Genomic DNA, 25,840 nt, shown 5'->3' with positions numbered 1-25,840 from the left:
TCCTTCCTACGGTCTCCCCCATGACGCACGACACCATGATCACCATCCACCAGACCGCCCGGCCCGACGGCTTCCCCACTCCCGGCCACTTCGCCTTCGTCAAGGCCCCGGTCCCCGCCCCGGCGCCCGGCACCGCACTCGTCGAGAACCTCCTCTGGTCCGTGGACCCCTACCACCGCGAGGCGATGGACGGGGACTTCCTGTGGACGCTCGGCTCCCCGATGGAGGGCCGCACCCTGGGCCGCGTCCTGGACTCCCGTACCCCCACGCTCTCCCCCGGCGACCTCGTCCTGCACCGCAAGGGCTGGCGTACGCACTCGCTCGTCGCGTCCGACGAGGCGCGCGCCGTCCCGGACTTCGAGGGAGTGCCGCTCACCGCGCATCTGAGCCTCCTGGGCGGTACGGGTCTTTCGGCGTACGTCGGCCTGACCCGGATCGCGCGGCTCCAGCCGGGCGAGGACCTGTTCGTCTCGGCCGCCGCAGGCGGGGTCGGCACGGCGGCCGGCCGCTTCGCCCGGCTGCTGGGCGCCGGGCGGCTCGTCGGCAGCGCGGGTTCGGCACGGAAGGTCGCGTACCTGACGGAGGAGGCGGGCTTCGACGCGGCCTTCGACTACCACGACGGGCCGGTGAAGGAGCTGCTCGCGAAGGCTGCGCCGACGGGCCTGGACGCGGTGCTGGACGGGGTGGGCGGCGACCATCTGGAGGCCGCGATCGCCTCGCTGCGCGAACACGGCCGGATCGCCTGGGTGGGCGCGGTCGCGCAGTACCACGCACTGTCCGCTCCCCCGCCGGCGCCGCGCAACCTCTTCGACCTCGTGGAGAAGAGCATCCGCCTCGAAGGCTTCCTGGTGAGCAACCACGCCGACGCGCAGCAGGAGTTGTACGACTTCGCCGTGCCGCATCTGCGGAGCGGGCGGCTGCCGCTGGACGTGACGGTGGTGAAGGGCTTCGAGCACATCGTGGACGCGTTCCTGGGGATGCTGCGCGGCGAGAACACCGGGAAGATGCTGGTGTCCCGATCCAACTAGCTGCGCCAGCTAGATTGCATTCCTACCTAGCTGGTGATGGAATACAGCCATGGCCGCAGACCGCAGATCAAGTTGGCTCAAGGGCGTCCTGGACCTCCTCGTCCTCTCCTGCCTCACGGAGGAGGAGAGTTACGGGTACGAGATCTCCAAGGCTCTCGCCGAGGCGGGGCTCGGGGAGATCAAGGGCGGGACCCTCTATCCCGTACTGAACCGGCTGGAGGAAGCCGGGCTGGTGGAGGCCGAGTTCCGGGCCGCGGAGCGGGGGCCGGGGCGGCGCTACTACCGCCTCACCGAGCAGGGCCGGAGCCACCTCACCACCGAGAGCGGGGCGTGGCTGACCTTCCACACCGCCGTACGGACCATGCTGAAGACCGGGGGACCACGATGAACACCGAGCCGAGCACGTACTTCGACGAGCTGACCGCCGCGCTGCGCGAGGCCGGCGTACCGGCGGATCAGATCGCCTCCACCGTCGCCGAACTGCGCGGGCACCTCACCGAATCGGGCACGTCGCCGGAGGAGGAGTTCGGCCCTGCCGCGGACTTCGCGGCGCGCCTGGGCGGCACGGTGCCGGCGGCGGCGGAGCCCGCCGGGAAGGCCGAGACCTGGCTCTGGACGGCCGACATCTACAACGACCGGCGGCTGCTCGCGCTCCACGGCGACCAGGGCTGGGAGGTCGAAGGGCTCGACACGCTCGGCCGGTTCATGTGCCGGCGGGTGCCGGGCGCCGCTCTGCGCTGGGAGTACCGCCGTGAGCTGATCAGCGGTAAGCGGCGCGACGAGGTGCTCGACCGGCTGGCGCCGGAAGGGTGGGAGATATGCGGGGAGTGGATGCTCTTCGCCTATTTCAAGCGCCCGAAGGCGGCGAGCGAAGGACCGGCGGGGGCGCTCGACACACTGCCCGAGCGGCCCGGCCGATGGCTCTTCCTCAGCCGCAAGGGCAAGGCCCTGCTGGGGGTCTGGATGCTGCTGGTCCTCGGAGCGGTCGCGGTGACCCTCGTCGGCGTCTTCGACATGCCGGCCTACACGGCGCCCTTCGTCGCGCTCTTCGGTGCGACGGGCGCGCTGGTCGGCCTGAAGCGGGACGCCGCCAAGGGCTGCCGGGGCTGAGTCCCCCGCTCACTCAGAGCACGTCGCCGTCGCGCCAGTCGAAGAGGAGCGCGACGGCGGGGTCCGGCAGCATGCCACCGGCTGCCGCTCGCAGATAGGTGGACCCCTCATCGTCCGGAAGGTGGGCGATCCCCTCGGGGCCGAGCACCTCGATCCGCCCCTTCCAGGGCTCCCAGCCGCGCGCCAGGTAGAGCGCCGCCCCCTCCTCGGAGGCGGAGAGCGCCCCGAACGCGAACGCGCCGTCGATCACCCGCTCCAGCTCGGCCATGACGAGCCCGCCGAGCCCCTGCCGGCGCCGGTCGCCGCGCACACCCACGCCTTCGACGTATCCGACGCGGTACGAACGCCCGTTGTGCAGCACGCGCCGCATGACGACGCTGCCGTGGGCGGCGACACCGCGCTCGTCCTCGATCCACGTGTGCACGCCCCCGAGGGCGTGGTCCCAGTCCTCGTCCGAGAAACCACCCCCGAAGGCGTCGTCGAGCATGTCCCGTACGGCACGGAGACGTTGGGTCCCGAGCCTGTGGGTGGGGTCGGTGTGCAGGGAGTCCGCCATGTGCCCAGTCTGACGCACCCACAGAGACGCATCTAACCCCTCTAGGTCGATTGACAGGTTACGAGACCGCTGCTTGACTCACCTCATAACCACTCACAACTCTTTAGGCGGTTAGAGATGGCGAGTACGGCGCAGGTCCACCAGGTCCACCACCGCACCACCACCGTCCGGGGCCACGAGGTCTTCTACCGGGAGGCCGGCCCCGCCGACGCGCCCGTGCTGCTTCTGCTGCACGGCTTCCCCACCAGCTCGCACATGTTCCGCGACCTGATCCCACCGCTCGCCGACCGCTTCCGGCTGATCGCCCCCGACCATCTCGGATTCGGCCGCAGCGCGGCGCCTTCGGCCGAGGATTTCGACTACACCTTCGCCGAACTGGCCGCCATGACGGCGGAGTTCACCGAGGCCCTCGGCCTGGAGCGGTTCGCCCTCTATATCCAGGACTACGGCGCCCCCATCGGCCTGCGCCTCGCCCTCGCCCACCCCGAACGCGTCACCGCGATCGTCACCCAGAACGGCAACGCGTACGAGGAGGGCCTCGGCGCCGACGCCTGGGCGCCCGTCCTCGCGATGATCGCCGACCGCAACCCCGAGACCGAGGAGCCGGTGCGCGGCATCCGCTCCCTGGACGGCATCATGTGGCAGTACGAGACGGGCGTGCCGCCCGAGTTCCGCGAGCTGCTCAGCCCCGACGCCTGGCACCACGACGCCGCCCTGATGGCGCGGGACGGCCAGGACGCCATCCAGCTGGACCTGATCGGCGACTACGGCTCCAACTTCGCGCTCTATCCGGCCTTCCACGAGTACTTCCGCACCACGCAGGTCCCCCTGCTCGCCGTCTGGGGCGGGGGCGACGAGGTCTTCGTCCCGGCGGGTGCCGAGGCCTTCCTCCGCGATCTCCCCGATGCCGAGGTCCACCTCCTGCCGACGGGCCATTTCGCCCTGGAGACGCACGCGCCGGCGATCGCCTCGCTGATCGGCGACTTCCTCGCGCGGCGCCTCCCCGTCAGGCCGTGGCCTTCTCCAGATCGCGGGCCATTCGCTCCACCCAGTCGGTGAGGCCCTCCCGATGGCGGGCCTCCCCGCGCAGGGCGGCGACCTGTGCGTCCGTGAACCGGTCGGGTCCCGGCTCGGTCAGCAGCCGGTGCAGCTCCTTCATCAGGGACAGCATCCGCAACGCGTCGGAGTGCTCGATCGCGTCCACGCCGTGCCCGGGGCCGAGCGTCGTCGAACCAGGCATGTCTACCTCCTCGCCGAGCCCCCTCCCAGCAGCGTAAGCCCCCCGCATGAGAACCGCCCCCGTCCTGGTTTGGGGGTCCAGGAGGGGGGCGGTGTCAGGGGTGGGCCTCAGGTCGGCCCAGGGGGCGTCAGCCCATGTGGGGGTAGCCGTACTCGGTCGGCGGGACCAGCGTCTCCTTGATCGCGCGGGTCAGCGTCCAGCGCATCAGGTTCTGCGGGGCGCCCGCCTTGTCGTTCGTGCCCGAGGCGCGGCCGCCGCCGAAGGGCTGCTGGCCGACGACGGCGCCGGTCGACTTGTCGTTGATGTAGAAGTTGCCCGCGGCGAAGCGGAGCTTCTCCATCGTGTAAGCCGTGGCGGCGCGGTCGCCGGAGATGACCGAGCCGGTCAGCGCGTAGTCCGAGGCCGACTCCATCTGGGTCAGCATCTCGTCGTACGCGTCGTCCTCGTAGACGTGGATCGCGAGGATCGGGCCGAAGTACTCGGTCGTGAAGACCTCGTTCTCCGGGTCGGTGCACTCGATGACGGTCGGGCGGACGAAGTAGCCCTCCGAGTCGTCGTACGTGCCACCGGCGACGATCGTGCAGGTCTCGTCGGCCTTCGCACGGTCGATCGCGGCCTTGTTCTTGGCGAACGAACGCTCGTCGATGACGGCGCCGATGAAGTTCGTCAGGTCGGTGACGTCACCCATCTTGATGCCGTCGACCTCGGCCGCGAACTCCTCCTTGAAGCCCGAGTTCCAGATGGAGGCCGGGACGTACGCACGCGAGGACGCGGAGCACTTCTGGCCCTGGAACTCGAAGGAGCCACGGGTCAGCGCGGTCTTCAGGATCGCGCGGTCGGCGCTCGGGTGGGCGACGACGAAGTCCTTGCCGCCGGTCTCGCCGACGATCCGCGGGTAGGAACGGTACGACTCGATGTTGTTGCCGACCGTCTTCCACAGGTGCTGGAAGGTCTTGGTCGAACCGGTGAAGTGGATGCCGGCCAGGTCGCGGTGGTTCAGGGCCACCTCGGAGACGGCGATGCCGTCGCCCGTCACCAGGTTGATGACACCCTTCGGCAGACCGGCCTCCTCCAGGAGCTCCATGAGGAGCACGGCGGAGTGGGTCTGGGTCGGGGACGGCTTCCAGACCACCACGTTGCCCATGAGGGCGGGGGCGGTGGGCAGGTTGCCCGCGATGGCCGTGAAGTTGAACGGCGTGATCGCGTAGACGAAGCCCTCGAGCGGCCGGTGGTCCAGGCGGTTCCACACGCCGGGCGAGTTCGCCGGCGGCTGCTCGGCCAGGATCTGGCGGGCGTACGCCACGTTGAAGCGCCAGAAGTCGACGAGCTCGCAGGGCGTGTCGATCTCGGCCTGCTGCGCGGTCTTGGACTGGCCGAGCATCGTGGAGGCGGCCAGCGTCTCGCGCCAGGGGCCGGCGAGCAGCTCGGCGGCGCGCAGGATGATCGCGGCGCGGTCGTCGAAGGACATCGCGCGCCACGCCGGGGCGGCGGCCAGGGCGGCGTCGATGGCGTCCTGGGCGTCCTGCTGGGTGGCACCGGCGAAGGTACCGATGACGGCCTTGTGGTTGTGCGGCTGCACGACGTCGACGCGCTCACCGCCGCCCATGCGCTTGACGCCACCGATGGTCATCGGCAGGTCGCGCGGGTTGTCGGCCAGCTCCTTGAGCGCGGCCTCCAGACGGGCGCGCTCGGCGGAACCGGGGGCGTAGCTGTGCACCGGCTCGTTGACCGGAGCGGGGACCTGGGTCACAGCGTCCATGAGTCTCGTAACTCCTTTTGAGGGGTGGGCTCAGCCCTTGGTGAGGATGGAGCGGACGAAGAAGAGGAGGTTGGCCGGCTTCTCCGCGAGGCGGCGCATGAAGTAGCCGTACCAGTCGGTGCCGTACGCGGTGTAGACACGCATGCGGTGTCCCTCGGCGGCGAGACGGTTCTGCTCCTCGCTGCGGATGCCGTACAGCATCTGGAACTCGTACTCGTCCAGCTTGCGCCCCGCGCGGCGGGCGAGCTCCTGTCCGACGGAGATCAGTCGGGGGTCGTGGGAGCCGATCATCGGGTAGCCCTCGCCCTCCATCAGGATCTTCATGATCCGGACGTAGGCCTTGTCGATCTCGGGCTTGTCCTGGATGGCGACGGAGGCGGGCTCCTTGTAGGCGCCCTTCACGATCCGGACGCGGGAGCCGTTGGCGGCGAGGCGGCGGGCGTCGTCCTCCGTGCGGAAGAGGTACGCCTGGATGACGCAGCCGGTCTGCGGGAAGTCCTTCCGCAGCTCCTCGTGGATGGCGAACATCGAGTCGAGGGTGGTGTGGTCCTCGGCGTCCAGGGTGACCGTGGTGCCGATCTCCGCGGCGGCCGCGACGACCGGGCGGACGTTGGCGAGGGCGAGCTCGTGGCCGCCCTCCAGCGCTTGCCCGAACATCGAGAGCTTCACGGACATCTCGGCGCGCTCGCCGAGGCCCAGCTCCTTCAGGCGGCCGATCAGCTCCAGGTACGCGTCACGCGCGGCGTGGGACTGCTCGACGGTGGTGATGTCCTCACCCACGACGTCGAGGGTGACCTCCAGGCCACGGCCGGTGATGTCCTGGACGATCGGGATGACGTGATCGACCGTCTCGCCGGCGATGAACCGGTCCACGACCTGCTTGGTCCCGGGGGCGGCCGACACGAAACGGCGCATCTTGTCGCTGCGGGACGCGGCGAGGATCACGGGACCCAGCACGGGGACCTCCAGAAGGGCAGGGTGACGAAGGGTGCCTACCCGATCTTTCGTAAGCAATCGGGAACAGCACGGAGAACCACCGTGAAACCTAAGGATCGCTCCGATCCTCTGCCATCGACAGCTGTCACGCATCCGTGCGCGGCATCTCATACAAATGTCTGAAGGGGTGCGAGAATGGCGCCGTGAAGGGCGATTACCAAGAACTGGTGGACGAGATCTCCGCGCTTCTGGGAGCGCCGGCCACGCTGGAGAACCGTGACTTCGGGCTGATCGCCTTCGGCGCCCACGACAGCGACGACGACACCGCCATGGACCCCGTCCGGACGCGGTCGATCCTGACGCGGAAGTCGACCCCGGCGGTCCGCGCCTGGTTCGAGGGCTTCGGCATCACCCGGGCGACGGGCCCCGTCCGCATCCCGGCGGCCCCCGACGCCGGGGTGTTCCGCGACCGGATCTGCCTTCCCGTACGGCATCGGGGCGTCGTCCTCGGGTACGTCTGGCTGCTGGACGCCGAGCCGCATCCCACGCACGCCCAGCTCACGGCGGCCATGGAGGTCGCCACCCGGATCGGCGGCCTGCTCGCGGACGAGGAGCGCGCGGGCTCCGACCTCTCCCGCGAGCTGCGGGCGGCCCTGACGGCGGAGCGCGGCTGGCAGTACGACATGGCGCTCACGGCGCTGCGTACGGCCCTGGGTCCGGACGCGGACGGGCTGCACGCGATGGTGTGCGTGGCGCCCTGGCCCGGCGAGGACAGCCCGTCGTCCCGTACGGTCCCGGCCTCGGCGGCGCTCTGCACGGTGCCGTGGCACCCCCCGGTGGGCCCGTCGAGACGGGGCGGAGGCCGGACCGGCGGGTCGGACGGCGAGCCGGAGCCGGCACCGGCCCTGGCGCTCGGCGGCGAGGGCGGCGCGCGGGCGCTCGGGGCGCTGGTGCGGCTGCGGGCCGCGGACAACCTCGCGCCCGCCGCCTCGGCTGCCGGGCGGCTGCGGGACACCGCGGGCCCGGGGGCCGTCGCCGGCGTCTCGCTCCCCCGCCGGGGGCTCGCCGACCTGGACACCGCCTGGCGGGAGGCCGCGGCGGCAGCGCGGGCGGCGACGGCCCAGCCGGGGCTCGGCCCGCTCGCCGAGTGGTCGGCCATCGGCCCGTACCGCCTGCTCACCGCCCTCCCCCGAACCGCGCCGGACCCGGCGGTCCGCGCCCTGCTCACCCCCTCCCACGCCGAACTGGCCCACACCGCCGAGGTGTTCCTCGACCACGCGGGCCAGGCGGGCCGCACGGCGGCGGCCCTCGGCATCCATCGCCAGACGCTCTACTACCGTCTCTCGCGCGTCGAGCAGCTGACGGGCCTCGACCTGGACGCGGGCGAGGACCGTCTGCTGCTCCACATGGCACTCAAGGCGGCGAAGTTGTAGTCATCTTTCGGCTTTCCCGTCCCCGGGACTTTCTCAGGGATCCGCGGGGGTGTTCTGGGGGCCGTCCCCGATACCCCCGGGCGCCGGAGGCTCGTACCTTCGGAGAAAGGCGGGGGAAGGCGGAGGACCATGAAGGCGATCGTTCAGGACCGGTACGGCTCGGCCGACGTGCTGGAGTTCGGCGACATCGAGACGCCGGTGCCGGGCGACCGCGAGGTGCTCGTACGGGTCCACGCGGCCTCGGTCAACGCGCGCGACTGGCATCTGATGCGAGGCGATCCGTATCTGGCGCGTCTGACGCTCGGCGTCCGCAGACCGAAGGCGCGGATCCCGGGTACGGACTTCGCGGGCCGGGTGGAGGCGGTGGGCGCGGGGGTGACGCGGTTCCGGCCCGGTGACGAGGTGTTCGGCGAAGCCCCGGGAGCGTTCGCCGAGTTCCTGTGCGCGGCCGAGAACGTCGTGGAGCGAAGACCGGCGAACCTGTCGTACGAACAGGCGGCGGCGATTCCGCTGGCGGGCACCACCGCACTCATGGGGCTGCGCGACGCGGGGCGCGTGCGGCAGGGCCAGAAGGTGCTGATCAACGGTGCGTCGGGGGGTGTGGGGACCTTCGCCGTCCAGATCGCGAAGGCCTTCGGCGCGGACGTCACCGGCGTGTGCAGTACGAGGCACGTGGATCTGGTCCGCTCGCTCGGCGCGGACCGCGTCGTCGACTACACGCGGGAGGACTTCGCCGGCGGCGCCGAGCGCTACGACCTCCTGTTCGACCTGGTGGGGAACCGTTCGCTGGCCGAGTGCCGACGAGTCCTGACCCCCACCGGGACGCTCGTCCTGTCCGGCGGCGGAGTCTTCGAAGGGGGCAGCCTGGTCGGGCCGATGGCGCTCCTCCTGAAGGGGCAGCTGATGTCACGCTTCGTGCGCCACCGGCTGCTCGTGCTCTCGGCCTCCCCCGGCAGCGAGAAGCTCGCGGCCCTGCGGGAGCTCGTCGAGGCGGGCAGCGTCACCCCGGCGGTCGACCGGACCTATCCGTTGAGCGAGGCGGCCGAGGCCGTCCGCTACGTGGAGATCGAGCACGCGCGTGCGAAGGTCGTCGTCAGTTCCCTTCCCCCATCAGCACCTTGAGCCCTTCGGTCAGGTCGTCCGCCGTCGGAGCCGTATCCGGGTCCACCATCCACTGGATCATCACGCCCGTCGCGAGCGCCTGACAGAGCAGCCCCGCGACCCGGGCCTTCTCCGGGTCCGCGTCCGGGTCCAGGCCGAGGAACACCTCGGCCATCCCCAGCCGGCCCTCGCGCTGCGGCTCCTTGATGGCCTCGCGGAGCTTCGCGTCGTCGTCGAGGCGGGTGACGACCTCCGTCTGGAGCTTCCAGACCGGGCGGCTGGCGTCGGCGGCCGCGATGACCTGCTCCCAGACCGTATGGAATCGCTCGTACGGGTCGGCCGGGAGCGTCTTCCTGTCCTCACCGCTCCCCGCCGGGCCCACCCGGTTGCCCCACTCCTCGGTGAGCGCGAGGAACGCCTGCTGGAGCAGGGCCTCCTTGGAGCCGTAGTGGTAGCCGATGGAGGCCAGGTTGGTGCCCGAGGCGGCGACGATGTCGCGGGCCGTGGTGCGGGCGTAGCCCTTCTCCAGGAGGCAGCTCTTGGCGCCGTCCAGCAGGTCTTCCTTGTGTCCCATGACAGCACTGTACCCGGCGGCTAGACGCTCGTGTAAGACGACCGTCTAGCGCACCGGGTACGGGTACCTGTGCGGGACCGGGCCGGGCCCGGCCCGGGATCAGACCAGGTTGACCGAGCGGGCCGACGCCGCGCCGATCTCCTCCGAGATCTCCGCGAGCACCGCCGGCGGGACGGTGTCGTCCACGGTGAGGACGACGAGCGCCTCGCCGCCCTCCTCCGCACGCGCCACCTGCATGCCCGCGATGTTCAGACCGGCCTCGCCGAGGATGCGGCCCACGGTGCCGACGACACCCGGGCGGTCCTCGTAGCGGAGCACCACCATGTGGTCGGCGAGCGCCACGTCCACGTCGTAGTCACCGACGGCGACGATCTTCTGGAGGTGCTTGGGGCCGGCCAGCGTGCCGGAGACCGCGACCTCCTCGCCGCTCGAGAGCGTGCCGCGCACGGTCACCACGTTGCGGTGGTCGGGCGACTCGCTGGAGGTCGTCAGACGGACCTCGACACCGCGCTCCTGCGCGAACAGCGGCGCGTTGACGTACGACACGGTCTCGTCGACGACGTCCTCGAACACGCCCTTGAGCGCGGAGAGTTCGAGCACCTTGACGTCGTGCTGGGTGATCTCGCCGTACACCTCGACATCGAGACGGGCCGCGACCTCGCCCGCGAGCGCGGTGAAGATCCGGCCGAGCTTCTCGGCGAGCGGCAGACCGGGCTTGACGTCCTCGGCGATGACACCGCCCTGCACGTTGACCGCGTCCGGGACCAGCTCACCGGCGAGCGCCAGGCGCACCGAACGGGCGACCGCGATACCGGCCTTCTCCTGGGCCTCGTCCGTGGACGCGCCGAGGTGCGGGGTGCAGACGACCTGGTCGAGCTCGAAGAGCGGGGAGTCCGTGCAGGGCTCCTTCGCGTACACGTCGAGACCCGCGCCGGCGACCCGGCCCTCCTTGAGCGCCGAGTAGAGCGCCTCCTCGTCCACGATCCCGCCGCGCGCGGCGTTGACGATGCGGACGGACGGCTTGACCTTGTGCAGGGCCTCGTCGCCGATGAGACCGAGGGTCTCGGGCGTCTTCGGCAGGTGGACGGTGATGAAGTCGGCGACCTCCAGGAGCTCGTCCAGGGCCAGCAGCTTCACCCCCATCTGCGCGGCGCGGGCGGGCTGCACGTAGGGGTCGTACGCGACGATCTTCATGCCGAACGCGGACATCCGCTGGGCGACCAGGACGCCGATGCGGCCGAGGCCGACGACGCCGAGGGTCTTCTCGCTGAGTTCGACGCCCGTGTACTTGGAGCGCTTCCACTCGCCGTTCTTCAGCGCGGTGTTGGCCTGCGGAATGTTGCGCGCGGTGGCGACGAGCAGACCGCACGCGAGCTCGGCGGCGGTGACGATGTTGGAGGTCGGGGCGTTGACGACCATCACGCCGGCCTTGGTGGCGGCGGAGACGTCGACGTTGTCCAGACCGACACCGGCCCGGGCCACGACCCGGAGCTTGTTCGCGGCGGCGATGGCCTCCGCGTCGACCTTGGTGGCGGAGCGGACCAGGATCGCGTCCACGTCGGCGATGGCGGGGAGCAGCTCGGCGCGGTCCGCGCCGTTGCAGTGCCGGATCTCGAAGTCCGGGCCCAGTGCGTCGACGGTGGCGGGCGACAGCTCTTCAGCGATGAGTACGACGGGTTTCGAGCTCACGTGAGTCCTCACAGATCCAGTGCGGACGGCCGTCCCGACGGCCGCAGGCGGTGGAGGGGGCTTGCCGCGTGAAAGCGCACGACGCTGTGGGCCTGAACGCGAATGTTGTTGAGCAGTGTAGTGGTGCACAGGCGCCGATCATGCGCCTCGTTGGAAGGATCACCCGTCGGTGGTTGGACGGCCTGTCCAACGATGTGGCGCGGGGCCGGACGGTGTGTCCGGCCCCGTGCCGAAGGCTTACGCCTCCTCGTCGTTCACCCAGCTCATGAGCTTGCGCAGCTCCTTGCCGGTGGTCTCCAGGAGGTGCTTCTCGTCCTGGGTCTTGTACTCGTTGTACTTCTTCAGACCGCCGTGGTACTCGTCCATCCAGTTCTGGGCGAACGTGCCGTCCTGGATCTCCTCGAGGACCTTCTTCATCTCGGCCTTGGTGGCGTCGGTGATGATCCGCGGGCCGGTGATGTAGTCGCCCCACTCGGCGGTCTCGGAGACGGACCAGCGCATCTTCTCCAGGCCGCCCTCGTACATGAGGTCGACGATGAGCTTCAGCTCGTGCAGGCACTCGAAGTAGGCGATCTCCGGCTGGTAGCCGGCCTCGACCAGGGTCTCGAAGCCCGCCTTGACGAGGGCGCTGGCGCCACCGCACAGGACGGCCTGCTCACCGAAGAGGTCGGTCTCGGTCTCCTCGGTGAAGGTCGTCTTGATGACGCCCGCACGCGTGCCGCCGATGGCCTTGGCGTAGGAGAGCGCCAGGGCGAAGGCGTTGCCGGTCGCGTCCTGCTCGACCGCGGCGATCGCGGGGACGCCGCGACCCTCCTCGTACTGGCGGCGGACCAGGTGGCCCGGGCCCTTCGGGGCGACGAGCGCGACGTCGACACCGGCCGGGGGCTTGATGAAGCCGAAGCGGACGTTGAAGCCGTGCGCGAAGAAGAGGGCGTCGCCGTCCTTCAGGTTCGGGGCGATCGACTCCTCGTAGACCTTGGCCTGGATCGGGTCCGGGATCAGGATCATGATGACGTCGGCCTCGGCGGCGGCCTCGGCGGGCGTCACCACGCGCAGGCCCTGCTCCTCGGCCTTGGCCTTGGACTTGGAGCCCTCGTGCAGACCGACACGGACGTCGACACCCGAGTCACGGAGCGACAGCGCGTGGGCGTGGCCCTGGCTGCCGTAACCGATCACCGCGACCTTGCGGCCCTGGATGATGGACAGGTCGGCATCGTCGTCGTAGAACAGCTCGGCCACTGGGATTCTCCTTGGTGTGCTGGTGTTGCGTCCCACCGTACGGCGGGCGGGGGAAGGGAAGTCTTCTGTCTCGTCAGGCGGACCGGTCGGCGGACGAGCCGACGGACCGTCCTGGCGGCCCGGCCGGGGAGGCCGGTCAGGCGCTGCGGTCGAGGGCCCGCAGGGAACGGTCCGTGATGGACCGCGCACCACGCCCTATGGCGATCGTGCCGGACTGCACGAGCTCCTTGATGCCGAACTGCTCCAGCATCTTGAGCATCGCGTCGAGCTTGTCACTCGAACCGGTGGCCTCGATGGTGACCGCCTCGGGCGAGACGTCCACGGTCTTGGCGCGGAACAGCTGGACGATCTCGACGATCTGGGAGCGGGTCTCGTTGTCGGCGCGGACCTTCACCAGGACGAGCTCGCGCTGGATCGCAGCGGAGGGCTCGAGTTCGACGATCTTCAGGACGTTGACCAGCTTGTTGAGCTGCTTGGTCACCTGCTCCAGCGGCAGGTCCTCGACATTGACCACGATGGTGATGCGGGAGATGTCGGGGTGTTCGGTGACACCGACGGCGAGCGAGTCGATGTTGAAGCCGCGGCGGGAGAAGAGCGCGGCGATCCGGGCGAGGATGCCGGGGGTGTTCTCCACCAGGACGGAGAGCGTGTGCCTAGTCATGTGCGTGGTACCTCTTCCTACGGCTCTCGGTCTCAGTCGTCTTCGTTGTCGCCGAAGTCGGGGCGGACGCCCCGGGCGGCCATGACCTCGTCGTTGGAGGTGCCGGCGGCGACCATGGGCCAGACCTGGGCGTCCTCGTGGACGATGAAGTCGATCACGACCGGGCGGTCGTTGATGGCGTTGGCCTCTTCGATGACCTTGTCCAGGTCGGCCGGGTCCTCGCAGCGCAGGGCGACACAGCCCATGGCCTCGGACAGCTTGACGAAGTCCGGGATACGGGTGCCCTTGCGGGGCGCCGTGCTGGCGCCGACCTGGGAGCCGGTGGCCTCGTGGCCGGTCTCGTCGGCGTGCAGGACCGTGCTCGAGTAGCGCTGGTTGTAGAAGAGGGTCTGCCACTGGCGGACCATCCCGAGGGCGCCGTTGTTGATGATGGCGACCTTGATCGGGATGTTGTTGAGCGCGCAGGTGACGAGCTCCTGGTTCGTCATCTGGAAGCAGCCGTCGCCGTCGATCGCCCAGACCGGGCGGTCCGGCATACCGGCCTTGGCGCCCATGGCGGCGGGGACCGCGTAGCCCATCGTTCCGGCGCCGCCGGAGTTCAGCCAGGTGGCCGGCTTCTCGTAGTCGATGAAGTGGGCCGCCCACATCTGGTGCTGTCCGACGCCGGCCGCGTAGATGGTGTCGGCGGGGGCGAGCTGGCCGATGCGCTGGATGACCTGCTGCGGCGAGAGGCTGCCGTCCTCCGGCAGGTCGTAGCCGAGCGGGTAGGTCTCGCGCCAGCGGTTCAGGTCGCTCCACCAGGAGGTGTAGTCGCCCTGGTTCCCCTCGCTGTACTCGGCCTGGACGGCCTGGACCAGGTCGGCGATGACCTCGCGGGCGTCACCGACGATCGGGACGTCGGCGGCGCGGTTCTTGCCGATCTCGGCCGGGTCGATGTCGGCGTGGACGATCTTGGCGAAGGGGGCGAAGCTGTCCAGCTTGCCGGTGACGCGGTCGTCGAAGCGGGCTCCGAGGGCGACGATCAGGTCGGCCTTCTGCAGCGCGGTGACGGCGGTGACCGCACCGTGCATGCCCGGCATTCCCACGTGCAGCGGGTGGCTGTCGGGGAACGCGCCCAGCGCCATCAGGGTGGTGGTGACAGGGGCTCCGGTGAGCTCGGCGAGAACCTTCAGCTCGGCGGTGGCGCCGGCCTTCAGGACACCGCCGCCGACGTACAGGATCGGGCGCTTGGCGGCGGTGATCAGCTTCGCGGCCTCGCGGATCTGCTTGGCGTGCGGCTTGGTCACCGGGCGGTAGCCGGGCAGGTCGGTCTGCGGCGGCCAGCTGAAGGTGGTCTTCGCCTGCAGGGCATCCTTGGCGATGTCGACCAGGACCGGGCCGGGACGGCCGGTGGAGGCGATGTGGAAGGCCTCGGCGATCGTCCTCGGGATGTCCTCGGCCTTGGTGACCAGGAAGTTGTGCTTGGTGATCGGCATCGTGATGCCGCAGATGTCCGCCTCCTGGAAGGCGTCCGTGCCGATGGCCTTCGAGGCGACCTGACCGGTGATCGCGACCAGCGGGACGGAGTCCATGTGGGCGTCGGCGATCGGGGTGACCAGGTTCGTCGCACCGGGACCGGAGGTCGCCATGCAGACGCCGACCTTGCCGGTCGCCTGGGCGTAGCCGGTGGCGGCGTGGCCGGCGCCCTGCTCGTGGCGGACCAGGATGTGGCGGACCTTCTGCGAGTCCATCATCGGGTCGTACGCGGGGAGGATGGCGCCGCCCGGAATACCGAAGACGGTGTCGGCCCCCACTTCCTCGAGAGAACGGATGAGGGACTGCGCACCCGTGACGTGCTCGACGGTGGTGGCGGACTGTCCGCCGCTACGGGCCCGCGGCTGCGGATGGTGCCCGGTGGCCTGCTCGGTCATCAGCATTCTCTTCTCGAAGCAGAGGGTTTTTGCGAGGGTTTGGGAGGAGCCGGTGCAACAAAAAACCCCTCGTGCCGGGAGGCAAGCGAGGGGAGCGCGTCGGTAGCGTTTCAAGCCGGGCCGTCATGGCCCTGCTTCAGCCGACGCGCTTTCCAAGTACGAGAATTCGGGTGCGCATGGCACTGACCCTCCCCCCGACGCACCATCAGTGTCAAGTGGGTGGGACGGGCGTCTCATTATTTGAGCGGATCGGGGGATGGTTTCCGGCTGGAACCGCCTCGCCGCCGGGGACGGGATACTCGTCCCGCACGAGCGCGCGGCGCAGCCGGTACTCGTCGAGGGGGCCCGAGAAGGCCATGCCCTGGCCGTGGGTGCACCCCATGGCGCGCAGGGCGAGCACCTGCTCGGGGACGTCCACGCCGTCGGCGACGGACTGCAGGCCCAGGTCGGAGGCGATCCGGAGCAGCCCGCTGGTGATCTTGCGGAGTCGGGCGGACTCCACCACGCCCTCGACGAGCCCTCTGTCCAGTTTCAGTACGTCGACGGGGAGGCGGCGCAGCGCGTTGATGGCCGCGTAGCCGCTGCCGAAGCCGTCGAGCGCGATCCGCACACCGAGCCGGCGCAGAACGACCAGGCGCTGCTCCAGGTCGTCGAAGGAGACCCGGGGGTCGCTGTCGGCCAGCTCGATCATCAGGGAGCCCGAGGGGAGCTCGTACCGGGTCAGCAGCGCCTCGACGGAGCCGAGCGGCAGCGAGCGGTCGAGCAGGCGGCGGGCGGAGAGCCGGACGGAGACCGGGGTCCGGTGGCCGAGCCGGGCCCGCTCGGCGGCCTGCTCGACGGCCTGCTCGAGGAGCCAGCGGCCGAGCTGGGCGACGCGCTCCCCGTCCTCGGCGACCCGCAGGAACTCGGCGGGGGTGAAGAGGATGCCCTGGGCGGAGCGCCAGCGGGCCTGGGCGGCGACGGCGGTGATCCGGCCGGTGGACAGGTCCACCACCGGCTGGTGGAGCAGGGCGAACTCGCCGTCGTCCAACGCGGTGCGCAGCCGGGTGGCCAGTTCGGTCCTGCGGACGATCTCGGCCTGCATCTGCGGGGCGTACATCTCGACGCGGTCCTTGCCGGCGGCCTTGGCCCGGTACATGGCCAGGTCGGCGTTGCGCAGCAGATCCCCGGCGCTGATGCCGGGCTCGGCGAAGGCGACGCCGATGGAGGCGGCGACGCGCACCTCGTTCCCTCCCTCGACCTGGTACGGCTGGGAGAGCGTGAGGCGCAGCCGGTCGGCGATCTCGTGGACCTGGTACTCGCGGGCGGAGCGGTCCCGTGAGCCGTCTCCGAGGATCAGCGCGGCGAACTCGTCGCCACCGAGCCGGGCGGCGGTGTCCCCGGCCCGTACGGAGTCCTGGAGGCGCCGTGCCGCCTGGACGAGCAGCTCGTCGCCCGCCTGGTGGCCGAGCCGGTCGTTGACGGCCTTGAAGCCGTCGAGGTCGATGAAGAGCACGGCGGTGCCGGGGTCGGAGGAGCGCCGGCCGGCGAGCGCCTTGCGGACGCGCCGGGTGAACAGCGCCCGGTTGGGCAGGTCGGTGAGCGGGTCGTGCTCGGCGTTGTGCTGGAGCTGGGCCTGGAGGCGGACCCGTTCGGTGACGTCCCGGCTGTTGAAGATCAGCCCGCCCTGGTGACGGTTGACGGTGGACTCGACGTTGAGCCAGTCGCCGCGGCCGGAGCGGAAGCGGCACTCGATCCGTGTGGTGGGCTCCTCCGAAGGAGAAGCGGCGAGGAAGCGGCGGACCTCGTGGACGACTCCGCCAAGGTCCTCGGGATGGATGAGTGAGGCCAGCTCGGAGCCGATCAGGTCCTCGGCCTCCCGTCCGTAGACCCCCGAGGCCGCGGGGCTGACGTAGCGGAGTATGCCGGTGGGCGCGGCGATCATGATGACGTCGCTGGAGCCCTGCACCAGCGACCTGAAGTGGTTCTCCTTCTGGGCCAGTTCGTGGGTGAGGGCGATGTTGTCGAGGAGCATGATGCCTTGGCGCACGACCAGGGCGAGCACGACCGTACAGCCGGTGAAGACGACCACGCGGTCCACTCTGCGTCCCTCGACGACGTTGTACAGGATGCCGAGCGTGCAGACCGCCGCGGCGAGATACGGGGTGAGGGCGGCCAGCGAGCCGGCGACCGGCCGGCTGTGCGGGCGCTGGCCGCGCGGGGAGGAGACCCCCTCGGTGGTCCGGCGCACCCCCCAGGGGGCGTAGGCCAGGAGCAGCGAGCCGGCGAACCAGCCGGCGTCGAGCAGCTGGCCGGAGGTGTAGTTCTCGCGCAGCAGCGGCGAGGTGAACAGGGCGTCGCACAGCACGGTGAGGGCGAGGGCGGCGATCGCGGTGTTGGTCGCCGAGCGGTTCACCTGCGAGCGGCGGAAGTGCAGGGCGAGGACCATGCTGACGAGAACGATGTCCAGCAGGGGGTACGCCAGGGTGAGCGCGGCCCGGGCGACGCTCTCGCCCTCGAAGTGGGCGGTGTGCGCGAGGGCCAGGCTCCAGGAGAGGGTGAGCAGCGAGCCGCCGATGAGCCAGGCGTCGAGGGCGAGGCAGACCCAGCCGGCCCGGGTGACGGGCTTCTTGGCGAGCACCAGCAGGCCGACGATGGCGGGCGGTGCGAAGAGCAGGAAGAAGACGTCGGCGAGGGAGGGGCTGGGGACCGCCCTGCCGAGCACGACTTCGTACCACCCCCAGACGGCGTTCCCGGCGGCGGCCATTGCGGAGGAGAAGGCGAAGAGCAGCCAGGCGGGGCGGAAGCGGCTTTCGTGCAGGCGGGCGTAGAGGAAGCAGGAGACGCCCGCGGCGAGGGCCGCGGCGCTGAGGCCGAAGTCACCCATGACGAGGGCCAGTTTCTCGGAGCCCCAGCCGAGGGCGGCACCGGTCGCGTATCCCGCGCAGACCAGTCCGAGGAGGATCTGGGTCAGGACCACCGGGCTCCCGGAGCGGGCGGGGCCCCGGCCGCTCTCCCCCCGCCCGGGGGCGGCGCCGGCTCGCGCGACGCGGCCGCGCTCGATGAGCGCGCCAGGGGCGCTCATCGCCGCCACCGGGGTTTCGTGCGCATCAGAGCGCGGGGACGGGGTGAAGCGCCGGACCCAGGAACGTACGGCGGCCGAGGCGGGGCCTGAGGCGGCCGGGGCCGGACCCGATCCGGCCGGGGGCGGACCCGAAGCGGCCGGGGCGGGGTCCGGCGAGGCGAGCGGGCCTGGGGTGTCCGCGTCACGGTCCGGGGCGCCTGGGTCCTGGACCGCGGCCGGGTCCGAGGTGTCCGGCTCGGGGGTGCGCCGGTCGGCCTGGACGGGGAGACCGGCTCCACCGGTCGGCCTGTGGAGGCCGGCGCCCTGCGGGGGCGGCCCGGTGCCGTCGTCGCGTGCAAGGGTCGTCGACGGCGGCCCCGCCGCGTCGGTTCGTCGGTCCATCGGCCGTACATCACCCGTCGCCCCCCTCGGAATCTGATGTCCCGTCACTTCGCTCCCCGGCGTCAGCTCGTACTCGACGCAGCCCCCCGCTCCGGGACGATACACCAGGACCGTCACTCAGGGACAGGGGTGCTGTACTCTGCGTGACGGCCCGGGGGCTCGCGCGAGGCGCACTGAGGGGGCGCTCCGCACGGCCTCGCGGCTCAGGTGGTCAGCACCACGTTCGCCAGCCGCTCCCCTGCCGCGAACCGGGTGAGCTGGGCGGCGATCAGCCGCTTGGCACGGGGCATGAACGCCGAAGTGGAACCACCGACATGGGGACTCAGCAGAACACCGGGAGCGTGCCACAACGGGTGACCCGGCGGCAGGGGTTCGGGGTCGGTGACGTCGAGCGCCGCGGTGATCCGGCCGCTCTCGACCTCCTTGAGCAGCGCGGCGGTGTCCACGACGGGACCGCGGGCCACGTTCACCAGAAGGGCGCCGTCCTTCATCCGGCCGAGAAACCCCGCGTCGGCGAGGTGCCTGGTCTCGGGCGTGAGCGGAGTGGAGAGGACGACCACGTCCGCCTGCGGCAGAAGGGCGGGTAGTTCGGAGAGGGGCTGCACGGGACCGCGCTCCGTGGTGCGTGCGGAGCGCGCGACGCGCACCACCCGCGCGCACTCGAATGGCACGAGCCGGTCCTCGATGGCGGCGCCGATCGATCCGTACCCCACGATGAGTACGGACTTGTCCGCGAGGGCCGGATAGAAGCCGGCCCGCCACTCCTCCTTGTCCTGGCCCCGGACGAACCCGGGGATGCCGCGCAGGGAGGCGAGGATCAGGGCGAGTGTCAGCTCGGCGGTGCTGGCCTCGTGGACGCCCTTGGCGTTGCACAGCTCGACGCCCGGGGGCAGTGAGCCGAGTCCGGGCGTCACATGGTCCGTGCCCGCCGAGAGCGTCTGCACCGCGCGCACCGAGGCCATCCCGGCGAGTGGCCGGACGGCGATCTCCGAGCCCTTCATGTAGGGGACCACGTAGAAGACGCAGCGCGCCGGATCGGCGGGGAAATCGGGACCGCCGTCCCAGAGGCGGTAGTTGAACCCCGACGCGCCCGGATCGGGAAGTCCTTCGATCTCGTCCGCGGGAATCGGAAGCCAGACGTCGGCGGTCGTCTCATCGAGTGTCATGACCGGGAGGCTATGCGAAGAATCCCGGCCGTCATTGGTTACTTTGGGGACGGCACAGGGAGGGGTACCGGCAGGTGGAGCGCAGGACAATCGGGGCGGCGGCGCTCGACGTGGGCGCGGTCGGCCTGGGCTGTATGCCGATGAACTGGGCGTACAGCGCCTCGCAGCAGCGCGGTGACCGCTCGCTGCGTACGGTGCACGCGGCGCTGGACGCCGGGGTGAGCCTGCTCGACACCGCCGACATGTACGGGCCGTTCACCAACGAGCTGCTGGTGGGGCGGGCGCTGAAGGAACGCCGGGCGGAGGCGTTCGTGTCGACCAAGTGCGGTCTGCTCGTGGGCGATCAGCATGTCGTGGCCAACGGCCGCCCTGGGTACGTACGGCGGGCGTGCGACGCCTCGCTGCGGCGGCTGCAGACGGATGTGATCGATCTCTACCAGCTGCACCGGGCGGACCCGGAGGTGCCGGTCGAGGAGACCTGGGGCGCGATGGCCGAGCTGGTGTCGGCGGGCAAGGTGCGGGCGCTCGGGTTCTGCGCGGTCGGGGCGCGGGCGGCGCGGCGCGGTGGAACGGCACACCTGCACGAGGGAACGATCCGGCAGTTGGAGCGGATCCAGCAGGTCTTCCCGGTGAGCGCGGTGGAGGCCGAGCTGTCGGTGTGGTCGCCGGAGGCGCTGGAACGGCTGCTGCCCTGGTGCGAGGCGCGGGGTGTGGGGTTCCTGGCCGCGATGCCGCTGGGGAACGGGTTCCTGACCGGGACGCTGACGCCGGGCGGGGGTTTCGAGCCGGACGACCCACGGGCCCGGCACCCCCGCTTCACGGCCGAGATGATGGCGGCGAACCAGCCGCTGGTGGCGGGACTGCGGCGGGTCGCTGCGCGGCACGGGGAGGACGTCACTCCGGCGCAGGTGGCGCTGGCGTGGGCGCTGGCCCAGGGGCCGCACGTGGTACCGATCCCGGGGGCGAAGCGGGAGTGCTGGGCGGTGGAGAACGCGCGGGCGGCGGAGGTGCTGCTGACGGCCGGAGATCTCGCCGAGATCGCGCGGCTGCCGGCGCCGCGCGGATCGTGGGACTGAGCGGGCCGAGAGCGTGGGAGTGAACGGGTCCGGGAGCGTGGGCCCGGGCTCGCGGAGTGAGGTCGCGGGAGCGAGCGCGGGAACCTGATCGGGCCGAGCGGTGTATCAAGGGTAGTGATCGCCGCTTGAAGGGATCGGGACCGTGAGCCGAGCTTTTGTGGGAGCTGTGGGGGCCGCCGCCGTGCTGGGGCTGCTGGCGGGTTGCGCGTCGGGGGGAGACGGGGACGGGGAGGGAGCCGCGTCGCCGTCAGGGGCCCCCTCCGTGTCCGTGTCCGCGCCGGAATCGGGGACGCGGGGCTCTCCGGGCTCCGTGCGCGTCGCCGGCACGCTGACCGGGGATCTGGAGTCTCCGTGGGGCGTGGCCGCCCTGCCGGACGGTGATCTTCTCGTCGCCTCGCGTGACGAGCGCACGATCACCCGGGTCGACGCGGAGACGGGCAGGAAGACGGCGGTCGGAGAGGTGCCGGGGGTGGTTCCCGGCGGCGAGGGCGGTCTCCTCGGTCTGGCCGTGCGGGACGGCCATGTGTACGCGTACTTCACGGCGGAGTCGGACAACCGCATCGTCCGCATGCCGTACGGCGGCGGGGCGTCTGACCGCCTCGGCGCGCCCGAGGTGGTCCTCTCGGGCATCCCGAAGGGGAATGTGCACAACGGCGGGCGGATCGCGTTCGGCCCGGACGGAATGCTGTACGCGGGCACGGGCGAGCGCGGTGAGACGGGGCTCGCACAGGACGTGGAGTCGTTGGGCGGCAAGATCCTGCGGATGACCCCGGAGGGGAAACCGGCGCCCGGCAATCCGTTCCCCGGCTCGGTGGTCTATTCGTACGGTCACCGCAATGTCCAGGGGCTGGCCTGGGACGCGGACGGACGGCTGTGGGCGGCCGAGTTCGGCCAGAACACCTGGGACGAGCTCAATCTGGTCGAGGCCGGGAAGAACTACGGCTGGCCGAAGGTCGAGGGCACGGCGAACGTGTCGGGCTTCGTGGACCCGGTGGCCCAGTGGAGGACGGAGGAGGCGTCGCCGAGCGGTATCGCCTATGCGGAGGGCGCGATCTGGATGGCGGGCCTGAGAGGCGAGCGCCTGTGGCGGATCCCGCTGTCCGGAGCGGAACGCTCCGGGGATCCCGAGGCGTTCCTCGTGGCGGAGTACGGCCGGCTGCGCACGGTCCTTGCGGCGGGTGACGGCAGGCTCTGGCTGACGACGAGCGAGACCGACACCCGGGGCACGCCCGAGCCCGGCGACGACAAGATCCTCCGCCTGGAGGTCGGATAGGGGCCCGATGTTCAACCTGATGGAAGAACTGTTCGCGCCGAGCCAGAAGCACACCGACGACGAGCGGCAGCGGCTCGAGCTGACCCGGGAGGACCGGGGCGACGCCGACCCCGGCCGCGGTCCGATCGACCTCGCCTCGGGTGCGGTGACGATACGGGTGCCGGGCCTGGTGACCCGCGACGACGAGGAGGGCGCCGGGGACGGAGGCGACGACCGGAACGAAGGGCCCTGACCGGGGAGGCGACGACCGGAACGAAGGGCCCTGACCGGGGAGGGGTCCGGGACTTCTAGGGCGTCGGCTCCAGCAGGCGGAGACGGTGGGCCAGGGCGGCTGCCTCGCCCCGGCCGGAGACGCCCAGCTTGGCCAGGATGTTGGAGACGTGGACGCTCGCCGTCTTCGGGGAGATGAAGAGCTCCTCGGCGATCTGACGGTTGGTGCGGCCTGCGGCGACCAGGCGCAGGACGTCGTGCTCACGGGGGGTCAGGCCGAAGGCGTCGTCGCCCGGTTCGGGTTCCGGGGCGCGGTCGGGCGAGGTCAGCGGGAGGCGGGCGCGGGCGGCCAGGAGCTCGACGTCCTCACGGAGCGGGTGCGCGCCGAGGCGGACGGCCGTGGCGTGGGCCTCGCGGAGCAGCGCGGCGGCCTCGTCGCGCCGGCCGCCCTCGGCGAGGAGGGCGTCGGCGAGGCGGTGCCGGGCGAGGGCGAGCAGGTGGGGCCGCTCCAGCGGCTCGAGGGCGGCGACGGTCTCCGCCCAGCGGTCCACGGGTTGGCGGCCCTCGGCGCGGTCCAGCTCCGCCGAGGTGTGCAGGGCGTACGCCTCCCAGACGGGTGCCGGGGTCGCCATCCCCCGGGCGGAGCGGCGGAGCAGGGCGAGCGTCTCGGCTCGGCCCTCCGCGGCGGCGGGCAGACCGAGGGCGTCCGCCTCGGCGGTCGCGGCGGCGAGGAGCAGCGGCCAGGCCTCGCGGTGGGTGCCGGGCGGGAAGCCGGCCTCGACGGCGGCGGCGAGCACGGTCCGCACGTCCTGGATGCGCCCGGTGGCGGCGGCGAGGCTCAGCTCGACCATGCGGGTGGGGACCACGTACTGGGGCATCGGGTCGGCCTCGCCGAAGTACTCGCGCGCGACGGCGAGCTGGGTGACGGCCGTGGCCGGCTCGCCCCGGGCGATGGCCAATTGGGCGAGACGCAGCGCCACGGAGCCGCGCGGCTTGGACCGGGTCCCGGCGCGCTCCAGCCACTCGCAGTTGCGCTGCGCCTCGCACCAGAGCCCGAGCGAGAGCTGTGACTCCGCGAGGTTGGAGCGAATCCAGCCCTCGCTGTCGAGGAGCCCGTGGTCGCTGGTGAGCCGGATGCCCTCCTCGGCGACCTGGGCGGCCTCCCGGGAGCGGCCGAGGTTCTCCAGGGAATGGGAGAGGTTGACGTAGGCGCGGGAGGCCTCGTGGTGGAGGCCGAGGGCGCGGGTGCGATCGCGTACCTCGCGCATGGTGGCCAGTCCGAGCTCGCGGTCGCCGGCGCCGACCTGGAGGGTGCCGAGGGTGAGGCGGGCGGCGAGTTCGATGGACTCGTCCTTGACGAGACGGGCGTATTCGACGGCCCGTTCGGCGGCAGCGAGGCTCTCGGGGCCGGGCTGGTGGAGCATGCCCCAGCCCGCGGCCACGACGAGCACACGCGCGTGCACGCTGGACGGGGGCAGGCCCTTGACGAGTTCCTGGGCGGTCGCGATCTCGGCCCAGCCGTCGGAGCGGCCGAGTCCGGAGACGATGCGGGAGCGTTCGGTCCAGAACCAGGCGGACCGCAGCGGGTCGAGCTCCTCGGCCTCGTCCCCTTCGAGGAGCCGCAGCGCCATCTTGCCTATCTTCAGGGCGCGTTCGCGCTCCCCGCACAGGCGAGCGGCGTACGCGGCCTCGGCGAGCAGGTCGAGATAGCGCAGCGGGGTGGTCTCGGGGTCGCAGCCGCACGGCGGGTACGCCTCGGCGTAGTCCATCGGCCGCAGGGAGCGGCGCACCTCGTCGGGGACCTCGTCCCAGAGCTCCATGGCCCGTTCGAGAAGCCGGAGTTGTTCGGCGTACGCGTAGCGCTTGCGGGTCTCGACGGAGGCACGGAGCACGGCCGGCAGCGCCTTGGCGGGGTCGTGGGCGCGATACCAGTAGGTGGCGGTCCGGGTCGCGCGCTCGTCGGCGCGGACGAGGGAGGGATCGGCCTCCAGGGCCTCGGCGTAGCGCCGGTTGAGCCGGGACCGTTCGCCGGGCAGCAGGTCGTCGCTGACGGCCTCGCGGACCAGCGAGTGCCGGAAGCGGTAGCCGTCGCCGTCGGGGACGGCGAGCAGGATGTTGGCGCCGACGGCCGCCCTGAGCGCCTCGATGAGCTCGTCCTCGGAGAGCCTGGCGACTGCGGCGAGCAGCGCGTACTCGACGGTGGACCCTCCCTCGGCGACGATCCGGGCCACGCGCTGGGCATCCTCGGGGAGCGCCTCGACGCGGACGAGCAGCAGATCGCGCAGGGAGTCGCTGAGGGAGCCGGGGGCGCAGCCGGCCTCGTGGGAGACGACGAGCTCCTCGACGAAGAACGCGTTGCCGTCGGAGCGGTCGAACACCCCGTCGACGAGGGCCGCGTCGGGTTCGGCGGCGAGGATGCCGGTGAGCTGGCGGCGTACTTCGGCGCGGGTGAAACGGGCGAGTTCGATGCGCCGGATGGTCCGCAGCCGGTCGAGTTCGGCCAGGAGCGGGCGCATCGGGTGGCGACGGTGGATGTCGTCGGAGCGGTAGGTGGCGACGACGACGATCCTGCCGCGGCGCAGGGTGCGCAGGAGGTAGGCGAGGAGGTGCCGGGTGGAGGCGTCGGCCCAGTGCAGGTCCTCCAGGACGAGCACGATCGTACGGTCGGTGGCGAGGCGCTCCAGGAGCCGTACGGTCAGCTCGAAGAGGCGGGCGGTGGAGTCCTCGTGGGAGGGCTCGTGGCTGCCGACGTCGCCGAGTTCGGGGAGGAGCCGGGCGAGTTCGCCCTCCTGGCCGGCTGCGGCGGCGGCCAGTTCGTCCGGGAGCCGGCGACTCAGGGCGCGCAGGGCCGTGGAGAAGGGCGCGAACGGGAGCCCGTCCGCGCCGATCTCGACACAGCCCCCGACGGCGACGTACGCGCCGCGGTCCTGGACCGTGGCCACGAACTCCTCGATGAGCCGGGTCTTGCCGACGCCCGCCTCGCCGGCGACGAGCAGAGCCTGGGGCTCTCCGTCGGCGGCGCGGACGAAGGCGTCGGTGAGGGCGGTGAGTTCACCGGCCCGGCCGACGAACACGGGGCTGACTGACCTGGTCTCCACGGCGCCGAGCATCGCACAGACGTCCGGCGTCCGGGCCATGCGGGTTCACGCGGCCCGGACGAAGCGGCCGGGCCGGGCGCTCACCCGCCCCTCGGCTTCGTGGTCGCCGGACCGCTCGGCCTTCGCGGCCCGCCGCGCCTTGACGGCCTGGCGGGTCAGGCGCTGGGCGGCGGCCTCACGGACGAGCTCGGAGTGGTGCATGCGGTGCAGTTCGTACGCGAACATCTCGTTCTCCCTGGTGTCGGTATCGCTCCTTGCGATGCCTCGACTCTCGTCTCCCAGGGGGTGCGGCCACATCGGGCGAGTGCCGCATGTTCGGCGCACGGGGGGCCTTAG

General features: G+C 71.5%; 22 protein-coding genes. 9 read left to right on the top strand and 13 right to left on the bottom strand.

What is annotated here, in order from left to right; translation table 11 throughout:
* Positions 1–20: 20 nt before the first annotated feature.
* From ACFY8U_RS24990 to ACFY8U_RS24980, 3 genes are read left to right on the top strand one after another with little or no spacing between them, the layout of a single operon-like run.
* Positions 21–1,028: a zinc-binding dehydrogenase gene (locus tag ACFY8U_RS24990; protein WP_389573759.1), complete on the top strand. Its 1,008-nt coding sequence runs from the start codon at positions 21–23 to the stop codon at positions 1,026–1,028.
* A gap of 49 nt (positions 1,029–1,077) precedes the next feature.
* Positions 1,078–1,416 (top strand): PadR family transcriptional regulator, encoded by a 339-nt coding sequence (locus tag ACFY8U_RS24985; RefSeq protein WP_315892635.1) that lies wholly within the window; start codon positions 1,078–1,080, stop codon positions 1,414–1,416.
* Entirely contained in the window at positions 1,413–2,138 is a 726-nt protein-coding gene (locus ACFY8U_RS24980; RefSeq protein WP_389573756.1) for a hypothetical protein, read from the top strand. Before ACFY8U_RS24985 ends, ACFY8U_RS24980 begins: the two co-directional genes overlap by 4 nt.
* A gap of 13 nt (positions 2,139–2,151) precedes the next feature.
* Here the strand turns inward: ACFY8U_RS24980 and ACFY8U_RS24975 are convergent, their stop codons facing one another.
* Positions 2,152–2,694 (bottom strand): GNAT family N-acetyltransferase, encoded by a 543-nt coding sequence (locus ACFY8U_RS24975; protein ID WP_389573754.1) that lies wholly within the window; start codon positions 2,692–2,694, stop codon positions 2,152–2,154.
* Between the two features lie 117 nt (positions 2,695–2,811).
* On the opposite strand from ACFY8U_RS24975, the gene ACFY8U_RS24970 reads away from it, so the two are divergent.
* A complete protein-coding gene (locus ACFY8U_RS24970) occupies positions 2,812–3,753 on the top strand; it encodes an alpha/beta fold hydrolase (protein WP_389573752.1) in 942 nt (313 codons plus the stop codon).
* Here ACFY8U_RS24970 and ACFY8U_RS24965 read toward each other — a convergent pair.
* The 3 genes from ACFY8U_RS24965 to ACFY8U_RS24955 all read right to left on the bottom strand — a co-directional run bounded on the left by ACFY8U_RS24965 (position 3,701) and on the right by ACFY8U_RS24955 (position 6,650).
* Complete coding sequence (locus ACFY8U_RS24965; RefSeq protein ID WP_389573750.1) at positions 3,701–3,934, bottom strand: hypothetical protein; 234 nt, start codon at positions 3,932–3,934, stop codon at positions 3,701–3,703. The genes ACFY8U_RS24970 and ACFY8U_RS24965 overlap by 53 nt on opposite strands.
* A 127-nt stretch (positions 3,935–4,061) precedes the next feature.
* A complete protein-coding gene (gene pruA, locus ACFY8U_RS24960; RefSeq protein WP_389573748.1) occupies positions 4,062–5,693 on the bottom strand; it encodes an L-glutamate gamma-semialdehyde dehydrogenase in 1,632 nt (543 codons plus the stop codon).
* Between the two features lie 30 nt (positions 5,694–5,723).
* Positions 5,724–6,650 (bottom strand): proline dehydrogenase family protein, encoded by a 927-nt coding sequence (locus ACFY8U_RS24955; RefSeq protein WP_361599853.1) that lies wholly within the window; start codon positions 6,648–6,650, stop codon positions 5,724–5,726.
* Positions 6,651–6,832: 182 nt separating this feature from the next.
* Here ACFY8U_RS24955 and ACFY8U_RS24950 point away from each other — a divergent pair, with 182 nt between their 5' ends.
* The gene (locus tag ACFY8U_RS24950; RefSeq protein ID WP_389573746.1) at positions 6,833–8,062 is read left to right on the top strand and encodes a PucR family transcriptional regulator; all 1,230 of its coding nucleotides are present in this window, start codon (positions 6,833–6,835) and stop codon (positions 8,060–8,062) included.
* Positions 8,063–8,191: 129 nt separating this feature from the next.
* Complete coding sequence (locus ACFY8U_RS24945; RefSeq protein WP_389573744.1) at positions 8,192–9,184, top strand: NAD(P)-dependent alcohol dehydrogenase; 993 nt, start codon at positions 8,192–8,194, stop codon at positions 9,182–9,184.
* On the opposite strand, the gene ACFY8U_RS24940 is transcribed toward ACFY8U_RS24945, so the two are convergent.
* The 7 genes from ACFY8U_RS24940 to ACFY8U_RS24910 all read right to left on the bottom strand — a co-directional run bounded on the left by ACFY8U_RS24940 (position 9,156) and on the right by ACFY8U_RS24910 (position 19,847).
* Positions 9,156–9,737: a TetR/AcrR family transcriptional regulator gene (locus tag ACFY8U_RS24940; RefSeq protein WP_389573742.1), complete on the bottom strand. Its 582-nt coding sequence runs from the start codon at positions 9,735–9,737 to the stop codon at positions 9,156–9,158. The genes ACFY8U_RS24945 and ACFY8U_RS24940 overlap by 29 nt on opposite strands.
* A gap of 99 nt (positions 9,738–9,836) precedes the next feature.
* Positions 9,837–11,426 carry a phosphoglycerate dehydrogenase gene (gene serA / locus ACFY8U_RS24935; RefSeq protein WP_361599841.1) on the bottom strand — a complete coding sequence of 530 codons (1,590 nt, stop codon included), beginning with the start codon at positions 11,424–11,426 and terminating at the stop codon, positions 9,837–9,839.
* 237 nt (positions 11,427–11,663) lie between these two features.
* Positions 11,664–12,665 carry a ketol-acid reductoisomerase gene (gene ilvC, locus ACFY8U_RS24930; protein ID WP_361434566.1) on the bottom strand — a complete coding sequence of 334 codons (1,002 nt, stop codon included), beginning with the start codon at positions 12,663–12,665 and terminating at the stop codon, positions 11,664–11,666.
* Positions 12,666–12,801: 136 nt separating this feature from the next.
* Positions 12,802–13,326 (bottom strand): acetolactate synthase small subunit, encoded by a 525-nt coding sequence (gene ilvN, locus ACFY8U_RS24925; protein ID WP_215065241.1) that lies wholly within the window; start codon positions 13,324–13,326, stop codon positions 12,802–12,804.
* A 32-nt stretch (positions 13,327–13,358) separates the two neighbouring features.
* Positions 13,359–15,236, bottom strand: a complete 1,878-nt coding sequence (locus ACFY8U_RS24920) for an acetolactate synthase large subunit (RefSeq protein ID WP_361759588.1) — start codon at positions 15,234–15,236, stop codon at positions 13,359–13,361.
* 211 nt (positions 15,237–15,447) lie between these two features.
* The gene (locus tag ACFY8U_RS24915) at positions 15,448–18,300 is read right to left on the bottom strand and encodes a putative bifunctional diguanylate cyclase/phosphodiesterase (protein WP_389574158.1); all 2,853 of its coding nucleotides are present in this window, start codon (positions 18,298–18,300) and stop codon (positions 15,448–15,450) included.
* Between the two features lie 584 nt (positions 18,301–18,884).
* Positions 18,885–19,847 carry a 2-hydroxyacid dehydrogenase gene (locus ACFY8U_RS24910; RefSeq protein ID WP_361759591.1) on the bottom strand — a complete coding sequence of 321 codons (963 nt, stop codon included), beginning with the start codon at positions 19,845–19,847 and terminating at the stop codon, positions 18,885–18,887.
* 74 nt (positions 19,848–19,921) lie between these two features.
* Between ACFY8U_RS24910 and ACFY8U_RS24905 the strand changes: the two genes are divergently transcribed.
* The 3 genes from ACFY8U_RS24905 (at position 19,922) to ACFY8U_RS24895 (ending at position 22,428) form a co-directional block, all read left to right on the top strand.
* Positions 19,922–20,923, top strand: a complete 1,002-nt coding sequence (locus ACFY8U_RS24905) for an aldo/keto reductase (protein WP_389573739.1) — start codon at positions 19,922–19,924, stop codon at positions 20,921–20,923.
* Between the two features lie 142 nt (positions 20,924–21,065).
* A complete protein-coding gene (locus ACFY8U_RS24900; protein ID WP_389573736.1) occupies positions 21,066–22,196 on the top strand; it encodes a PQQ-dependent sugar dehydrogenase in 1,131 nt (376 codons plus the stop codon).
* A gap of 7 nt (positions 22,197–22,203) precedes the next feature.
* On the top strand, positions 22,204–22,428 hold the full coding sequence (locus ACFY8U_RS24895; protein WP_389573734.1) for a DUF6191 domain-containing protein: 225 nt from the start codon (positions 22,204–22,206) through the stop codon (positions 22,426–22,428).
* 55 nt (positions 22,429–22,483) lie between these two features.
* Here ACFY8U_RS24895 and ACFY8U_RS24890 read toward each other — a convergent pair whose 3' ends face one another.
* Positions 22,484–25,516: an AAA family ATPase gene (locus ACFY8U_RS24890; RefSeq protein ID WP_389574156.1), complete on the bottom strand. Its 3,033-nt coding sequence runs from the start codon at positions 25,514–25,516 to the stop codon at positions 22,484–22,486.
* 33 nt (positions 25,517–25,549) lie between these two features.
* On the bottom strand, positions 25,550–25,729 hold the full coding sequence (locus tag ACFY8U_RS24885) for a hypothetical protein (protein ID WP_361434573.1): 180 nt from the start codon (positions 25,727–25,729) through the stop codon (positions 25,550–25,552).
* Between the last annotated feature and the right edge of the window lie 111 nt (positions 25,730–25,840).

It is taken from the genome of Streptomyces sp. NPDC012508 (assembly GCF_042902595.1).
Lineage (GTDB): Bacteria > Actinomycetota > Actinomycetes > Streptomycetales > Streptomycetaceae > Streptomyces.
This window is presented reverse-complemented; position numbering and strand designations above follow the sequence as displayed.

Excerpts from the sequence above, each read along its gene's own strand:
- ACFY8U_RS24990 (WP_389573759.1), top strand. The coding sequence starts at position 21 with ATGACGCACGACACCATGATCACCATCCACCAGACCGCCCGGCCCGAC.
- ACFY8U_RS24985 (WP_315892635.1), top strand. The coding sequence starts at position 1,078 with ATGGCCGCAGACCGCAGATCAAGTTGGCTCAAGGGCGTCCTGGACCTC.
- ACFY8U_RS24980 (WP_389573756.1), top strand. The coding sequence starts at position 1,413 with ATGAACACCGAGCCGAGCACGTACTTCGACGAGCTGACCGCCGCGCTG.
- ACFY8U_RS24975 (WP_389573754.1), bottom strand. The coding sequence starts at position 2,694 with ATGGCGGACTCCCTGCACACCGACCCCACCCACAGGCTCGGGACCCAA.
- ACFY8U_RS24970 (WP_389573752.1), top strand. The coding sequence starts at position 2,812 with ATGGCGAGTACGGCGCAGGTCCACCAGGTCCACCACCGCACCACCACC.
- ACFY8U_RS24965 (WP_389573750.1), bottom strand. The coding sequence starts at position 3,934 with ATGCCTGGTTCGACGACGCTCGGCCCCGGGCACGGCGTGGACGCGATC.
- pruA (WP_389573748.1), bottom strand. The coding sequence starts at position 5,693 with ATGGACGCTGTGACCCAGGTCCCCGCTCCGGTCAACGAGCCGGTGCAC.
- ACFY8U_RS24945 (WP_389573744.1), top strand. The coding sequence starts at position 8,192 with ATGAAGGCGATCGTTCAGGACCGGTACGGCTCGGCCGACGTGCTGGAG.
- ACFY8U_RS24940 (WP_389573742.1), bottom strand. The coding sequence starts at position 9,737 with ATGGGACACAAGGAAGACCTGCTGGACGGCGCCAAGAGCTGCCTCCTG.
- ilvN (WP_215065241.1), bottom strand. The coding sequence starts at position 13,326 with ATGACTAGGCACACGCTCTCCGTCCTGGTGGAGAACACCCCCGGCATC.
- ACFY8U_RS24920 (WP_361759588.1), bottom strand. The coding sequence starts at position 15,236 with ATGACCGAGCAGGCCACCGGGCACCATCCGCAGCCGCGGGCCCGTAGC.
- ACFY8U_RS24915 (WP_389574158.1), bottom strand. The coding sequence starts at position 18,300 with ATGAGCGCCCCTGGCGCGCTCATCGAGCGCGGCCGCGTCGCGCGAGCC.
- ACFY8U_RS24910 (WP_361759591.1), bottom strand. The coding sequence starts at position 19,847 with ATGACACTCGATGAGACGACCGCCGACGTCTGGCTTCCGATTCCCGCG.
- ACFY8U_RS24895 (WP_389573734.1), top strand. The coding sequence starts at position 22,204 with ATGTTCAACCTGATGGAAGAACTGTTCGCGCCGAGCCAGAAGCACACC.
- ACFY8U_RS24890 (WP_389574156.1), bottom strand. The coding sequence starts at position 25,516 with ATGCTCGGCGCCGTGGAGACCAGGTCAGTCAGCCCCGTGTTCGTCGGC.
- ACFY8U_RS24885 (WP_361434573.1), bottom strand. The coding sequence starts at position 25,729 with ATGTTCGCGTACGAACTGCACCGCATGCACCACTCCGAGCTCGTCCGT.